The organism is Flagellimonas algicola (assembly GCF_005937185.1).
GTDB lineage: Bacteria > Bacteroidota > Bacteroidia > Flavobacteriales > Flavobacteriaceae > Flagellimonas > Flagellimonas algicola.
On sequence record NZ_VCNI01000002.1, the window covers coordinates 679,738 to 695,050 of the forward strand.

General features: G+C 42.3%; 18 protein-coding genes. 7 read left to right on the forward strand and 11 right to left on the reverse strand.

Going from position 1 to position 15,313, the window contains the following annotated elements; genetic code table 11:
- Positions 1-2: 2 nt before the first annotated feature.
- Positions 3-206 (forward strand): hypothetical protein, encoded by a 204-nt coding sequence (locus tag FGG15_RS11915; RefSeq protein ID WP_138836491.1) that lies wholly within the window; start codon positions 3-5, stop codon positions 204-206.
- Here FGG15_RS11915 and FGG15_RS11920 read toward each other — a convergent pair.
- The 4 genes from FGG15_RS11920 to FGG15_RS11935 all read right to left on the reverse strand — a co-directional run bounded on the left by FGG15_RS11920 (position 203) and on the right by FGG15_RS11935 (position 3,792).
- Entirely contained in the window at positions 203-1,828 is a 1,626-nt protein-coding gene (locus FGG15_RS11920) for a S41 family peptidase (RefSeq protein WP_138836493.1), read from the reverse strand. The two genes, FGG15_RS11915 and FGG15_RS11920, sit on opposite strands and share 4 nt — an antisense overlap.
- A 17-nt stretch (positions 1,829-1,845) precedes the next feature.
- Complete coding sequence (locus FGG15_RS11925; RefSeq protein WP_138836495.1) at positions 1,846-2,283, reverse strand: deoxycytidylate deaminase; 438 nt, start codon at positions 2,281-2,283, stop codon at positions 1,846-1,848.
- Between the two features lie 86 nt (positions 2,284-2,369).
- Positions 2,370-2,954: a HupE/UreJ family protein gene (locus FGG15_RS11930; protein ID WP_138836497.1), complete on the reverse strand. Its 585-nt coding sequence runs from the start codon at positions 2,952-2,954 to the stop codon at positions 2,370-2,372.
- A 97-nt stretch (positions 2,955-3,051) separates the two neighbouring features.
- Positions 3,052-3,792 carry a TerB family tellurite resistance protein gene (locus FGG15_RS11935; protein WP_138836499.1) on the reverse strand — a complete coding sequence of 247 codons (741 nt, stop codon included), beginning with the start codon at positions 3,790-3,792 and terminating at the stop codon, positions 3,052-3,054.
- 121 nt (positions 3,793-3,913) lie between these two features.
- Between FGG15_RS11935 and FGG15_RS11940 the strand changes: the two genes are divergently transcribed.
- From FGG15_RS11940 to FGG15_RS11960, 5 genes are all read left to right on the forward strand, one after another.
- Complete coding sequence (locus tag FGG15_RS11940; protein ID WP_138836501.1) at positions 3,914-4,324, forward strand: BrxA/BrxB family bacilliredoxin; 411 nt, start codon at positions 3,914-3,916, stop codon at positions 4,322-4,324.
- Between the two features lie 111 nt (positions 4,325-4,435).
- On the forward strand, positions 4,436-5,176 hold the full coding sequence (locus tag FGG15_RS11945; protein ID WP_138836504.1) for a lysophospholipid acyltransferase family protein: 741 nt from the start codon (positions 4,436-4,438) through the stop codon (positions 5,174-5,176).
- A complete protein-coding gene (locus FGG15_RS11950) occupies positions 5,173-5,823 on the forward strand; it encodes an HD domain-containing protein (protein ID WP_138836509.1) in 651 nt (216 codons plus the stop codon). Before FGG15_RS11945 ends, FGG15_RS11950 begins: the two co-directional genes overlap by 4 nt.
- Positions 5,824-5,883: 60 nt before the next feature.
- Positions 5,884-7,308: a Gfo/Idh/MocA family protein gene (locus FGG15_RS11955; RefSeq protein ID WP_138836511.1), complete on the forward strand. Its 1,425-nt coding sequence runs from the start codon at positions 5,884-5,886 to the stop codon at positions 7,306-7,308.
- A gap of 78 nt (positions 7,309-7,386) precedes the next feature.
- On the forward strand, positions 7,387-8,481 hold the full coding sequence (locus FGG15_RS11960; protein ID WP_138836513.1) for an acyltransferase family protein: 1,095 nt from the start codon (positions 7,387-7,389) through the stop codon (positions 8,479-8,481).
- Here FGG15_RS11960 and FGG15_RS11965 read toward each other — a convergent pair.
- The 3 genes from FGG15_RS11965 to FGG15_RS11975 are packed head-to-tail and all read right to left on the reverse strand — an operon-like array spanning position 8,478 to position 10,487.
- Entirely contained in the window at positions 8,478-9,725 is a 1,248-nt protein-coding gene (locus FGG15_RS11965) for an RNA polymerase sigma factor (RefSeq protein WP_138836515.1), read from the reverse strand. The genes FGG15_RS11960 and FGG15_RS11965 overlap by 4 nt on opposite strands.
- A gap of 46 nt (positions 9,726-9,771) precedes the next feature.
- Positions 9,772-10,125 carry a YciI family protein gene (locus tag FGG15_RS11970; protein ID WP_138836517.1) on the reverse strand — a complete coding sequence of 118 codons (354 nt, stop codon included), beginning with the start codon at positions 10,123-10,125 and terminating at the stop codon, positions 9,772-9,774.
- 8 nt (positions 10,126-10,133) lie between these two features.
- Positions 10,134-10,487, reverse strand: coding sequence for a YciI family protein (locus FGG15_RS11975; protein ID WP_138836519.1), 354 nt, complete (start codon positions 10,485-10,487; stop codon positions 10,134-10,136).
- A gap of 156 nt (positions 10,488-10,643) precedes the next feature.
- On the opposite strand from FGG15_RS11975, the gene FGG15_RS11980 reads away from it, so the two are divergent.
- Positions 10,644-11,297 (forward strand): hypothetical protein, encoded by a 654-nt coding sequence (locus FGG15_RS11980; RefSeq protein WP_138836521.1) that lies wholly within the window; start codon positions 10,644-10,646, stop codon positions 11,295-11,297.
- Here FGG15_RS11980 and FGG15_RS11985 read toward each other — a convergent pair.
- From FGG15_RS11985 to FGG15_RS12000, 4 genes are read right to left on the reverse strand one after another with little or no spacing between them, the layout of a single operon-like run.
- Positions 11,294-12,367 (reverse strand): PA0069 family radical SAM protein, encoded by a 1,074-nt coding sequence (locus FGG15_RS11985; protein WP_138836523.1) that lies wholly within the window; start codon positions 12,365-12,367, stop codon positions 11,294-11,296. The genes FGG15_RS11980 and FGG15_RS11985 overlap by 4 nt on opposite strands.
- Before the next feature lie 52 nt (positions 12,368-12,419).
- The gene (locus FGG15_RS11990; protein WP_138836524.1) at positions 12,420-12,872 is read right to left on the reverse strand and encodes an META domain-containing protein; all 453 of its coding nucleotides are present in this window, start codon (positions 12,870-12,872) and stop codon (positions 12,420-12,422) included.
- 54 nt (positions 12,873-12,926) lie between these two features.
- Positions 12,927-14,483 carry a hypothetical protein gene (locus FGG15_RS11995; protein WP_138836526.1) on the reverse strand — a complete coding sequence of 519 codons (1,557 nt, stop codon included), beginning with the start codon at positions 14,481-14,483 and terminating at the stop codon, positions 12,927-12,929.
- A gap of 21 nt (positions 14,484-14,504) precedes the next feature.
- On the reverse strand, positions 14,505-15,287 hold the full coding sequence (locus FGG15_RS12000) for an enoyl-CoA hydratase/isomerase family protein (protein WP_138836528.1): 783 nt from the start codon (positions 15,285-15,287) through the stop codon (positions 14,505-14,507).
- Positions 15,288-15,313 lie beyond the last annotated feature (26 nt).

The window sequence follows — 15,313 nt, forward strand, 5'->3', positions numbered from 1 at the left end:
CTATGAACAGAGCTTTTGTTGTTGTGTTGGTTCTTTTAGCACTGGGGTTGATAGCCTTTAACGTTACTTTGGTTGATTTTAATGATCCTCTTCAAGGTGATAGTACTATCGCTTTGATCGGTATTGTTGCCTCATTGTGTGCACTGGTATTGATTCTGATATTTGCCCTCAGCAAAAAAATTGATAAAAAGTTGAAAGAGGATTAGTCCCTTAGCTCTACGGTCTCCACATCAGAACTTTTAAATACGGCCTGATCCAACTCCATTACTTCTTTTAGCATGGCATCGTACTCTCCCTTAATTTGAGCGGAAAGATTGGGCGAGAACAATTGCTCTGCAATATTGGCTTTTAGATAGTCCTTGATCTTGTCTTCCTGGGCATAAAAGTCCAGTTTGATTTTTCGATTCAACACAAACTGTATGAATTTATCAAATAGGATGTCGTCCACCCTAAAATCATCCAAGAATTCATTCTTTGAAAGATAGGAATAGCGGGTTCTGTCCTTTTCCAAATGTTCAAACACAAAACGGGAAAAGAACTCTGCCCCATCCAAACTTTCCACGGCTTCCTCCTCATTGTTGCCAATGGGTACAAACACATCTGGGATAATTCCGCCCCCACCATACACTATCTTGCCCTTTGGCGTAATAAACTTCAAAGAGTCGGCCACCTTGATGCTGTCCACAGAGGTCAACTCCCCATTTCTATAGCGCTCCATAAAGGTTTGATAGTAATCCTTATGCCCTTTTTTGTATGATCTTTGGATGGATCTACCTGTTGGGGTGTAATATCTAGAAACCGTTAAACGTACAGCAGAGCCGTCACCCAAATCCATTTCCCGTTGCACTAATCCTTTTCCAAAAGAACGGCGACCAACGATGGTACCAATATCATTATCCTGAAGGGCTCCTGCAATAATTTCACTGGCGGATGCAGAGCGTTCATTGATCAACACATACACGGGTCTGTCTTCAAAATCTCCTTTTTTGGTGGCAAAGGCTTTCTTGATTCTCCCCTTTTTGTTTTTGGTATATAGAATAAGCTTGTCATCCGAAAGAAATTCATCCGCAAGTTTTTCCGCGATGCCCAAATAGCCGCCAGGATTGTCCCTTAAGTCTAGCACCAATTTTTCGGCACCCCTGATCTTAAGTTTTCGAAGAGCATCCTTGAATTCATCAAAAGTGGATTCTGCAAACCGATTGATTTTGATGTACCCCATATCCCTGGATAGCATGTAATAAGAGTCCACACTCCTTATTGGGACCCTATCCCGGGTTACCGTAAAGTTCAGGGTTCGGTCTTCCTGCTTTCGGAACACCTTCAGATCCACCTTGGTCCCTATTTTTCCTTTAAGCGTGGAAACTACTTCACTATTTGGAATGCGGCGCCCAAATAATGTATCCTGATCTGCAATCAATATGCGGTCTCCGGCTTTTATCCCGCTTTTATGGCTAGGTCCATTTTTGATGGTCCTAATCACGGTAATGGTATCTCGATACATGTAGAAACTGATCCCAATCCCTACAAAGTCCCCCTTCATATTCTCGGAAACTTCCTCCATCTCACTTCTGGGAATATATACCGAATGCGGGTCAAGCTTCCCTAAGATGTTGTTCACGGTAACATCCACAATGCTATCGGTATCTATGTCATCCACATATTCATAGTCGATGTAGTCTATAAGCCTATTGAGTTTATCTTTTTTCGAATTTGTGCTGAAGAGCTTCTCCGGAGAATCATCAAAGTGAAGTTTGCCTCCAATAAAAATGCCCACGGCCAACACAAAGGCCAGAATGGTGGGGAGTATATACTGATATTTCTTTTTCATAACTTAAAATGGTGAGGTTAGACCATTTCTTCCAGAATGGGCAGATGGTAGGTCTCTACGCCTGCCCTTTCCAAAAATCGCAGTCCTGAATCATCTTTATAGGCTGTTTGGTAAACCACACGTTTTATGCCAGCCTGATGAATTAGTTTACTGCACTCCCTACAGGGAGATAATGTGATGTACAATGTTGCACCTTCACAAGATTGTGTAGAAGAGGCTACTTTTAAAATGGCATTGGCCTCGGCATGGAGTACATACCACTTGGTGTAACCTTCCTCATCTTCGCAAAAATTCTCAAATCCTGTAGGCGTGCCGTTGTAGCCATCAGATATGATCATCCTATCCTTTACAATGATGGCGCCCACTTGTTTTCTTTTGCAATAGGAGAGTTTCCCCCATTCCTTGGCCATTCTTAAATAGGCCTTATCGTACTTTTCTTGTTTGCGCTCGTTCATAGATCGGTAAAAAGGCTGATCATAAATTAAATATACCGGCTTTGCAAGACCCGTACAACCTTATTCAATTAATTTTAACGAAGGCCCTATTGGGGAAACGTTGTAATCAGCAGTGGTATTGTAATGGCAATGACCAAAATGGAGGCAATTCCGATGAAAAGCTTTCTTTTCACTTTTAAGAGATCCAAAATTACAAAAGCCACACCCAAAATGATCAAAATGATGGCCACTTGTGAAAACTCGATTCCGGTGGCAAAACCCAATAACGGAAGTACCTTATCATCCTGCTCCGCCATGAGCATCTTAAAATAATTGGAGAATCCAAAACCATGAATCAATCCAAAAAATGCCGTGGCCAACACATGCACATATTGTCCTGATGCTCGGGAACTACCAAAGACATAAGTCAAGTTGTAAAGTGCAGTCAATAAAATAGTAACCGGAATCAGGAATTCTATAAGACCTACATCCACGGTCATCACCTCAAAGGCAGATAATGCCAGAGAGGTACAATGTGCTATGGTAAAGATTGTGGCCAAAATAACCACACGCTTCCAATTTTTAAATGTAAATGGTATGGCCAAGGCCGATAGAAAAAGGATGTGGTCATAAGCTCCAAGATCCAGCACATGGTTAAATCCCAATTTGATATAGAACCAGAATTCTTGCATTGTTTAATGAGTTTAAATGTTTAGGTGTTGATGTGTTTATATTAAATGACGGTTGTGGTTAGCGGCTAAACTTTTAAACATTTCAACTTCTAACCCCTTATGAGATTCCACGTTCATTCTGAATGGTCTCATAGGCTTTTTGAACTTCCTTGAACTTTTCCTCTGCTCCTTTTTTGATGGCCTCATTTTGAGTTACCACCCGATCTGGATGATATTTTTTAGCCATGTTCCTATAAGCTTTTTTCACCTCATCATCCGTGGCAGATTTTTCTATCTCCAATATCTTATAGGCATTGTCCGCAGATTTAATGAACATGGCCATGATGCTTTCAAAGTCGTGCAATCCAACCCGAAGATAACCTGCCAACTCTCTCATCTTGTTTACCTCGGCCTTGCTGACTTGTCCATCCGCTTGGGCAATGCCAAATAGGAAATGCAAAAGCTGCAATCGGACTTCGTACCGCGTTCTTTGCACTAGGTACGTGCAAATGCGTTGAGCCGAAACCTCTCTTTTTTTAATGACGTCATTAAAGGTCCTAAAAATCGCATTCGCTTTTTCCTTGCCATAAGTACTCAAAAAATATTGGCGAACATAGTCCAATTCCCGCTGACTGACCTGACCGTCTGCTTTGATCACAATGGAACACAAAGAGAGGAGATTCAGTTCAAAATCGGCTGGAGAAACGGACTGTCTGGTAAAGTCCGAAAATACGCTGCCACCACCTCGGGAACCTGAACCCCCCAAGGTGTCCAAAAAACTGCCCACAAGAAAGCCAATAATAGCTCCGGCAAAACCTCTGATAAAAAATCCAACGAAGGCGGCCGCCCACTTGATCATTGCAACAAATTTAGAGCCCAAATATAGGCTTTTGCCTTAGAACAAAACTGTTTACAGCTGTTAAGGCTTCCTCAAAAAATGCGACAAAAACCGTATCTTTGAACCTTAAATTATAAAGATTATGTATCCTGAAGAATTGGTAAAACCTATGAGAGCCGACCTAGCCACCGCTGGGTTCGAGGAACTATATACAAGTGAAGCCGTTGAAAATGCATTGAAACAAGAAGGAACCACCTTGGTTGTGGTAAATTCTGTTTGCGGATGCGCTGCGGCCAATGCAAGACCTGGAGCAAAGTTGAGCCTGCAAAACAGCAAGAGGCCAGACCATTTGGTCACTGTCTTTGCCGGCGTAGATACCGACGCTGTTGACACTGCTAGAAACCATATGGTTCCCTTTCCCCCATCTTCACCAAGTATGGCATTGTTCAAAAATGGAGAGTTGGTACATATGATCGAAAGACATCATATAGAAGGAAGGCCAGCGGAAATGATCGCGGAAAATTTAATGGAAGCTTATAACGACCATTGTTAATTTCCAACAAATGAGATTTGAAGAACCACCCTTAAGGGTGGTTTTTTATTTTTGTGCCATAGACAACCAACTTTTAGTATCGCAACACTTTAAGAGCAATTGAATGTAATCATGCAGAAGTTACTTTCTTACCCGATTACCATTATCTACTTCATCTGTTTTGGATTGACCCTGGTGATTTTTCATCCCGTACAATGGGTTTGCTTAAATGTATTCGGGTATAAAGCACATAAAGGAAGTGTAAGCATTCTTAATTGGTTCTTGATGCGGTGCACCAATCTTTTGGGAACTCGTTATCATTTTGAAAATGCCCATGCCTTACCTACAGACAAACCCCTGATCATCGTCACCAACCACCAAAGCATGTACGATATTCCTCCCATTATTTGGTACATGCGAAAGCATCATCCCAAATTTGTGAGCAAAATAGAATTGGGCAAGGGTATTCCCAGTGTCTCCTACAATCTCCGACATGGAGGTTCCGCCTTAATAAATAGAAAGGATCCCAAACAATCCATTGAGGCTTTGCAGCAATTGGGTCAATATATTGAACAACACAATCGGAGTGCCGTAATCTTTCCAGAAGGTACGAGAAGTAGAACGGGCGTTCCTAAACCATTCCGCACAACGGGATTAAAAGTGCTCATGAAGCATGCCCCATCAGCATTGATCGTACCCATAAGTATCAATAATTCCTGGAAGATGCTTCGTTTTGGGCAGTTTCCGATGGGATTGGGAGCATGTATCAAATTCAAGGTACACCCTCCACTAGCTATTCAAGGTGATGCTGAACAGCAGATTGCCCAAGTTGAAAAAAAGATTAAAAACGGCATAACCGAAGTCAGATTATGAATGACCTTTTGATTGAAGCAACCAAGAATTTTGTAAAGGAGCAACTCAAGCATGCAGAAGGGGGGCATGATTGGTTTCACACGGAACGGGTTTTCAAAACTGCCAAAAAAATTTCGGAAAAGGAACAAGTGGATTCATTGGTGGTTCAGCTTGCAGCGCTACTTCATGATATAGCCGATCCCAAATTCCATGATGGTGATGAAGAAATCGGACCAAAGACCGCCCAAGAATTTTTAGCTTCACAAGATTTGGACCCTGTCCGAACCGATCACGTTACAAACATTATACGGTATATGTCCTTCAAAAATAGTTTGGACAAAAGCCAACCCAAGTTTAGTTCATTGGAATTGCAAGTGGTCCAGGATGCGGATAGATTGGATGCCATAGGCGCCATAGGCATTGCCCGGACGTTCAACTACGGTGGATTTAAAAACAGGCCGATGTACGATCCAAATATTGAGCCCAATCTGAACATGAGCAAGGAAGAGTATAAAAAATCCAATGCCCCTACCATTAATCACTTTTACGAAAAATTACTGCTGCTCAAGGACAAAATAAATACAGATACCGGTCGGGAATTGGCAGAGGAACGACATCAGTTCATGTTAGATTATTTGGAACAATTTTACAAAGAGTGGGATACATAACAACCCCCAATTCTCTATTGTTGTTTTTTGTATCTTGATAGCTTAACTAAACAATCCAAAATGCAAAGAAGAAAGTTCCTTAAAAATACAGCAGCGGCCTCTGCTGCATTTTCCATTGTTCCCAGCCATGTTTTAGGAAAAACCCATGTTGCTCCCAGTGATACTCTTTATGTAGGTGCCTTTGGTGTTGGCGGACGGGGTCACGGTGTAATTAATGGCCTGGCCAATACCGGCAAGGTAAAATTTGTCTCCTTTTGTGATGTTGATGATAGGCGTGCCGAAAGAACTTTTAAGGAGTTCCCCGATGTTAAACGCTATAAGGATTTTCGAAAGGTTTACGATAAGCATTTGAAAGATATTGATGCGGTTGTGGTTGCCACACCCGATCATACGCATGCAACCATTGCGCTCCCATTTATGCGTGAAAAAAAACACGCTTATGTGGAAAAACCTTTGACACACAACATTCATGAAGCCCGTTTGATGACGCAAGTAGCGGCTGAAAATGGTATTGTGACCCAAATGGGAAATCAAGGAGCGTCCAGTGATGACAGTCGTATAGCCCGAGAATGGGTAGAGTCTGGAATTATTGGGAAAGTGCACACCATAGATTGTTGGACGAACAGACCGGTATGGCCACAAGGTGTTCCCGTGCCTGTTGAAAAACAAGCCGTCCCCAAAGGATTGGATTGGGATCTCTGGTTGGGCCCAGCGGCCATGCGTGATTATAATGAAGCTTACCTGCCATTCAAATGGCGAGGTTGGTGGGATTTTGGTACCGGTGCCTTAGGAGATATGGGATGCCATATCATGGAAACCCCATTCAGCGTTTTGGATTTGGGTTATCCTACGGAAGCCGAAGCCAGTTGTACCTCAGTTTGGGTCGGGGATTTTGTAGAAGCAGACTATAGTCCTTCTTGCCCGCCTTCTTCCAAAATTCATTTGAAATTTAATCATGAACACCATGGTGATATAGCGCTAAATTGGTACGACGGCGGTCTAATGCCCGATTTGCCAGACGAACTAAAAGATGGTGAAAGCGTGGGCAACGGAGATGGTGGAACCGTAATGTATGGTGATAAAGGTATCTTGGTTTGCGACACCTACTCCAGAAACGCACGCCTATTACCTTCTGACATGATGGGCTTGTTCAACGCTCCAAAACCCAAATACCCTAGAGTTCCAGAGAGTATGGGTGGACATATTGCCAATTTTGTGGATGGTTGTATCAAAGGTGATGCTACTTCTTCCAATTTTGCCAAAGCCGGGCCTTTGACGGAGACCGTACTTATGGGTAATCTTGCAGTGAAAGCTTACCAATACAAAGTATTGCAGGATGGTAAAAAGCCGGGCGATTGGGCTCCTTATAACTACCCAGGAAGACGCAAGTTGCTTTGGGATGGTGAAAATATGAAAATCACCAATTACGATAAAGCCAACGAATGGGTCACTCGCGAGTACCGAAAAGGCTGGGAATTGTCATAATCCAACCAAATAAATGAGAAATACGGGCTGCAAGATGATTTCTTAACGAAGTCAGTTGCAGCCCAATAACCAACCAGCATGGGTCAACCAACCAAACGAATCCTTTCCATTGATGCCTTGAGAGGATTTGATATGCTGCTCATTATTTTCGCCGACCACTTTTTTTACAATCTCCATCAGGGGAGCCAGACCCCATTTACCGAAGGCCTGGCAGAGCAATTCAGTCATCCTGATTGGTTTGGCTCTACTTTTTATGACATTATCATGCCCTTGTTCCTCTTTGTAGTGGGTGCCGTCATTCCCTTTTCCTTGTCCAAAAGAATGCAGGACAAATCTGGAAGAAATCATATCTATAGAAAGTTGGCTAAGCGGTTTGTCATTCTTTTTATCCTCGGATGGATCGTACAGGGCAATTTGTTGGCTTTCGATCTCTCGCAATTCCATGTTTTTAGTAATACCTTACAAGCCATTGCGGTAGGATATTTGTTTTCCAGCCTTGCCTATATACACCTAACACAAAAATGGCGGTATGTGGTCTTTGCTGCTTGCCTGATTGTCTATGCCCTACTTTTAACCGTACCCAATGTTCCTGATGTGGGACCAAGCACCTTGCTGCCGGACCAAAACTTTGCGCTTTATTTTGACCGTTTGATTTTGGGAAAATATGATGATGGCCTGCAATACACTTGGCTACTCAGTGGACTCGGCTTTACCGCCACAACCTTATCCGGAGTCTTTGCCGGTGAATTGATAAAATCCAGGCTTCCCAGGAACAGGGTTGCGTTGTATCTCTTTGTAGCTGGAATTGCTGGATTGGCGTTAGGCCTCATTTGGGGCATCTGGCATCCCATAGTCAAAAAAATCTGGTCGAGCTCCTTTGTGCTGGCATCCTCTGGGGTGTGTTTTCTGCTCTTGGCATTGTTCTATTGGATTATCGATGTCAAAGGCAAAACCAGATGGACATATTCGCTAAAAGTCATCGGGATGAACGCCATTACAGCCTATGTTTTGTCACATGTGATTAACTTCCCCGAAGTTTCAAAATTTATCTTGTTCGGAATGGAACAATACGTGGGAGCCTACTATCCAATGCTGACTTCCATAGGAGGTTTTGGCATCCTCTATTTGTTGCTTTGGTATATGTACAAGAACAGCACCTTTATCAAAGTTTAGGGTATTTTCTTTTGTAGATGCCTTTTCACCAAATCATTCTCCGAGAGTTCGATGGCTTTGGTCAAAGTACTTTCATAGTCTTCATCGTCCAATTCCTGAAGCAGTTCGGCTTTTATCGCATAAAACAGACCCGTGGTTTCAAAATTTGATTTTTGGGCCAACGTATTCAGTTCGTCAAGTGCCTTTGCCGCGCCATGGATTTTTGCAAAGGGAACAATACTATTTAAAGCTACCATGGGTGAATACCGTTGTTTGAGTTGTACGTTATACAGATAAAGAATGCTCTTCCAATCTGTCTGCCCAAAACTTTTTGCTGCGCAATGATAATAAGATCGGGCAGCCTCCAAATGATAATGTGATGGAGTCTTGTCCAAAGTCCCGGCCCCCTCCAAATGTCGTATCCCTATCTCAATCAACTCCCTATTATACTTGGAGCGATCCTGAAATTCCAAGGTGACCAATGCGCCATTTTCGTCCAATCTTGCCTCAAATCGGGAAGCATGGAAACACATTAGGGCAATCAATGCTTCCAAATTGGAATGTTTACAAAATTTGTTATCCCGAAGCAATAGAGCCAAACGCAAGGCCTCATAACAAATGTCTCTTTTGATGACCTGTGAGCCGGTTGAGGCTGCATAGCCCTCAGTAAAGAGCAGATAAATTACCCGAAGAACAACGAACAATCTGGACTGAAGTCCCATTTGTACAGGGATTTTTAGCATCTGTACTTCGTTCCTAAATTTCTTTTTCCCCCGGGTGAATGATTTGGCGACAGCTTCTTCCTTTTTAAGCAGAGCTTCTGCCAATTCCTTATTACTAAAGCCCCCTATAAGTTTGAGACTTAAGATAATCTGATGTTCTTGGGAAAGGGAGGGGTCGCAACAGGCAAAAATGAGTTGGAGTTGGCTGTCCGAGATTACATCTTCCAGCAATACCCCATCGGAGGGGTTTTCTGAAACTTCTTTAAACACATGCTCCTCAAAAGTCGAAGATTTCCTGTCTTTGCGGAGCACATCAATCAACGAATTATTGGCCACACGATACAGCCATGCAGTTGGATTGTTGGGCATCTCCTTATAGGCCCAAATCTTCATGGCCTTTAAAAAAGTGTCTTGCACGGCATCCTCTATTTTCTCAATATGGGACGTCCCGTACTTCCGAATCAAAACAGCCACTACCTTTCCGTACTCGTTGCGAAACAGGTGTTCAATGGTATTGTCGAGTTGGTTATTTTCCATGTTCATAAAAAAAGCCTGAATCCCATCAGGCTTTCTTCTTCATATGCTAAAATTAATGGATTTCATCTTCAACAATCTGACGTACTTCCAGGGTGCCTTCTTCAAATCCAAAATGGGGATTCCCTTGGGAAAGTGTTACTGCCTCGGCCAAATCCTGTGCCGATATGATGGTATATCCTCCAACAACCTCAGCTCCTTCTGCAAAGGGGCCATTGGTGATTAATTCCCCCCGTTTATAGACTACGCGACCTTCTTGCGAAAGTGGTAAACCTTCAATTAGCTTACCTTGTTGCTTAAGATTCTCCAACCACTTGGTCCAATCCTTGTTCAGGGCTTCTCTTTCTTCATCCGACAGTTGGTTGTAGTCTTCGTACCCTCCCCGGAACAGCCAAAGAAAATTACTCATGGTCACAATTAGTGTCCGTCCATGGATAGGATTTCCCGCACCTCCACATAACTTCCATCATAATCAAAAATTGGGCATCCTTTGGACATTTCAACGGCTTCATCAATATCATTGGCCACAACAATTAAATAGCCTCCTACCACTTCAGCTCCTTCGGCAAAGGGTCCATTGGTAACCATTTCACCCCGCTGATGCACCACTCTTCCATCCTCAGCCAAGGGAAGCCCGTCCAACAGCTGACCTTTTTCTTTTAGGCCTCCCATCCACTCTCCCCACACTTGCATATGGGCTTGTTTTTCTTCTTGCGATAGCTCTTGGTACGCATCGTGACCTCCTCGAAATAAATACAAAAAATTACTCATTGGTTTAAATTTTATGTCCCGTAAGGAACCAGTTTATACTTTGTTTCGATGTTATGACGAAGAGCAAAGTGTGGATTGGACAATCCTTATAAATTTATTCAAAATTATCTCATAACAGGCCTGGGCTATGGCATATTTGTTGATAATCCATAGCTTATGAAACACGTGTTGGCATTTCTGCTTTTTACCTCGCTTTCCATAAGTTACTCCCAGATGCAACCGCCAGAAGCCTTTATTTCCTTCGCTGCTTTTTATGAGGACGAATTTGAGCCATCAGCATATCTCAATTTTTCGGTGGGTTCCGAACTCTTTGCACTAAAATATATGGCCCCTGAGGTTGATGTAACCTATTATTTTGGTGGTCGTTCTGACGAAGATTGGGCGATTGATCCTTCAGGCGATATTGGATTTCGCTCCTTTTTAAACCGTTTTTTTGATGCTTGGTTCTGGGGTGTTGGCCCCAAGTTTTTTATCCAGGACAATTATAGCAGAGTGGTGTTCATTCCCAAATATCATTTTGGAAATCAAAGAGCTATCGGAGATTACACTGACACCAACCAAATTGATATCAGGCAGGTAACCAAGAGCAAATTTAACTTTTGGACCTTCTCCCTTGGTTATGAATTCTTGGCGGTGGATAAAATTGGAAAGCTCGGCCTTTATCTAACCTATACCGCTTTCAACGCAGGGAAGTCTTTAAACCAACTCGATTTTTCTGAGCAAGATTACCACAAACAAAACTTCAATACCAAAGCCATAGGTATCACGGTTCGTTTGTCCACGGGTTTTGGAAAACGCAAAACATCTTAGAACAATTTCATCTGACCTGTTTTGTACTGTTCATGTAATTCGTGGTTGAGTTTGGGAAACACTCTACCCTTAAAATACTTTTGGCGCGCAAGCCTGGCCATTTCATGAATCTGTGTAGCAATCTTGCCCTCCCCCCTGGTTCTAACTCCAAATCTACTATCATTTAAGGTTCCCGAATGACAATCTTGGATCTGGTGCAGTACCTTTTCCGCCCTATCGGGCATTGCTTTTTTTATCCAGTCCGCAAAAATCTGACCTATGGCACCGTTTAAGCGCACTACCGTAAAGCCAAACGACAAGGCCCCCTCATCTGCAACTGCTTTGGCCAATTTTAGCATTTCATGACTATTGATTCCCGGTATCATCGGCGCCAACATCGCATTTACAGGAATTCCATTTTCGCTCAGCACCCGAATTGTTTTCAGTCTTTTTTGCATGGATGCGGTACGAGGTTCCAATTTCCGTCTTGTTTTTTCCGATAAGGAAGTAACCGATATGTTTACCCCAACCAACTGGTGAGAACCTAATTCGGTTAGAATGTCCAAATCTCGAAGGATAAAAGCGTTTTTGGTGATAATGCCAACGGGGTGTCGGTATTTCAGAAAGACTTCCAAGCACTTTCGGGTAATCCTAAATTTTTGCTCTGCCGGTTGATAGCAATCTGTATTACCGGATAATACAATGGTATTTGCCTTCCAGTTTTTATGTTTGATTTTGGCCTCCAACAACTTCGGTGCTGCTTCCTTGACCAAAATTTTGCGTTCAAAATCTTGTCCTGCACTATAGCCCCAATACTCATGGGTGTTTCTGGCATAGCAATAGACACATCCATGCTCACACCCTTGGTAGGGATTCATGGAATAGAGCATGCCCACATCCGGACTTTCCACTTTATTGACAATGGATTTTGGAAAAATGGGAATGTATTGGGTTTTGGTATTTTCTGCTTCTTCCCCTTCCAGTCTGCAGAATTCTAGGAAGTCCTCTCTTATTTCATATACATCTTTTAGGAATCTGTTGTGTGGATTTTTTTGGGCGCCTCTTCCTTTTTGTAGGTCATTCAATTTCATTTCATGGATTTATTCCAAATATATGGATATAATCCAATTTATATTGTTAAGATTATTGCTTTTGCAGACCTAAAAATTTGAAGCTCTGATATTCAAGATGAAGCCGGCTCCCTTCTTGGAAAGAAAGTTCAAATTCGGAAAATCCCGTGTCTGTACTTCTGCTTTCTTCAAAAGTCTCATAGAACGCTTGGCCAAATACAGTATCCGCCACCTCGGTAGTTATCATTTCTTCAATAACGAGGTGAGTGTCGGAAGCTGAAAATTCCCCACCAAAGGTGTTTGCAGAAGTGGTGCCTTCAAAGGTTCCATTTTTAAAAAAAATAATGGAAATAATCTCACCAGCGAGTGGTCCTAAAGTGGGTCCGGAAGGACTTGAGTTATAGATAGCGACCACCTGCCACTCCCCAATAATTTTTTGATTGTCAACATCAACATCGTCGCCCGTGCACGTAATCAAAGCAATACAAAGGAATGCGAAAATACATCTTCTCAACCCTACGTCCATTTTAATGGTTTTTACTTTTAAGAGTCAAGTACGGGGAAAGCGTTGCTTATGATCTTATAAAAAGGAGACTTTTACCAGCTGTTTTTTACTGCCGCGTTTGGCGTAGAAGAGCATTTTACTTTCATCTATATCTTTAAGCGGTTTCGAAACCATTAGAGGAAGTCGTGCTTCTTGGTTGTCTATGATCTTTTCATAATCCATGACCCCATTTTCATCCAAGGAAATCATAAACACATTTCGGTTTCGGCTGAGTCCCTGTTTAAAAATAAGGCGCTCATTATTGATCAACTGGGGATTATCCGCAGCAGTACAAATGAAAAAGTAGGTCTTTCCATTTTTGCAATACGAACTGTAGGAAGCATAGGCTCCGTCACCCTGGGTAACCTCAGCTTTGTTAATGTTTCTGGCCCAAACCAAAATCCCTTCGGTGTTCAGTTTAGCACTCACAATGTCGTTATGGTGAAAACGTTCCAACTTAACCCGTTGACCCGCACCGGTCACCTCCATACCAGTAGTCACAAAGTACTCCTCTGCATTAAAGAAGATTTCATTGCTTTCGGTTATTTCAACACTTTTAAAAACAAGGTTCTTGACTACCTTGTCTTCTTCCCTACCAAATTTATCTTCCATAAACTGAAGGGAAAATGGGTTATATTTTTTAGCGTTGATTGCCAAGCTTGTCGGATTTAAGTCGAAATAGGCGATGCCATTATAGCGATTGTCCTTTCTATCCGCATAAAATCCCGTACAGACCAGTCTGTTCCGCATAATTATGGGATATAGAGCTTCGGGATACTTTCCTTCGTCCACAAACGATTGGGTTTGGCTTCCATTGGCCGAAACCTTGATCAATTCATATTGAAACTTTCGTTCGTCTACCCTAAACCGCTTCTTTTTGAAATAGGCCTTCCCTATAATATAGACTGTGGATAAATCGGTGGAGATGGCCAGATTTTCAAAGGCATAGTTTTTTTCCTCAATTTCATGGGAAAAGTCGTGTTCAAACCTTTTGTTTAAACCGGTATCATATAAGTGGATGATATGCTTGTTGTTTTTTCCTCTTTTGTGGTGCGTACTGATCACAAAGCCTGATTTCTCCTGATTGAACAGGATAGAAGTGGAAAATCCCTTGGAGAAATTTCTGTTATAGTAGTTCTTATCTACAGGATTCCTTACTTCTTCCGAAGCGATTGACAGTAATTTTTCAGGTCTGAAATTGTAACTGACAATTGGGCTTCTATGCACCCAATATTCATATTGTGCTCTATCGTAATTGTAATTGAGAAACAGCAAACTCAGCTGTCCGTTTTTAAGGAAGCCATCCACAAAGTCGAGTCCCTTTAACTTATAGTTGTATTCAGAGACCAATTCCAAATTGCTATTGTACTGTTCAATCAGATAGCCTTTAGGCTTTAAAATCAACCCTTGAAAATAGGCTCGAACCAAAATATAGCCTCCTGAGCCATCATCGGAAATGGTCAGTAAATTGGAGTATCGGTATCTATCATTGAACTTTTCGCCAAAATCGTAGGTCACGGGCATCTTCTCTTGGCCGCATGCCAGTGCCCCAACAAAAAGAAAGCAAAACAACAGGATTTTTTGTTTCATCATAGTCTGGTTTGGTTACCATGGCTATGATCCGGGGAAATCGGCTTTTCGCTTTTCCAAAAAGGCTGAGGTACCTTCCTTGAAATCGTTGGTGCCAAAGCAGGTGCCAAAAGCATCTATCTCCGTTGCATAACCATTCACATCATACTTAAAACCAGCATTTACCGCTTTTATTGCATATTTTATGGCCACAGGGGAGTTATTCGATATCCTGCTTGCTATTTTAAGACTTAAGGGCAATAATTCCTCTTGGGACACCACATGATTGACCAAACCATACTGCAACGCTTGATCCGCGGTAATCATCCCTGCCGTCATGATTATTTCCATGGCTCTTCCCTTTCCAACCAGTTGAGGTAAGCGTTGTGTTCCTCCGTATCCTGGAATAACACCCAATGATACTTCAGGGAGGCCCATTTTAGCATTATCGCTAGCAATTCTGAAATGGCTGGACATGGCCAACTCCAGTCCTCCACCTAGGGCAAAACCATTGACTGCGGCAATTACAGGGGTGGAAAGGTTTTCCACAAAATCAAACAGGATTTCTTGACCTTCGGCTGCCAGTTTTCTTCCTTCTTTAACCGAAAAGTCGGCAAATTCGGATATATCCGCTCCTGCCACAAAAGCTTTTTCGCCGCTTCCTGTGATAATGATCACCTGAATTTCATCATCCTCATCCAGTTCCTTAAAGGCGGTATGCAATTCCGAAATGGTTCTTTTATTGAGAGCATTCAGCTTTTTGGGCCGATTGATGGTAATGGTGGCAATGTTGTTCTCTTCTTCTATGTAAATGTTTTCGTAGTTCAAGTGTTTGGTGTTTGGTGTTTGGTGTT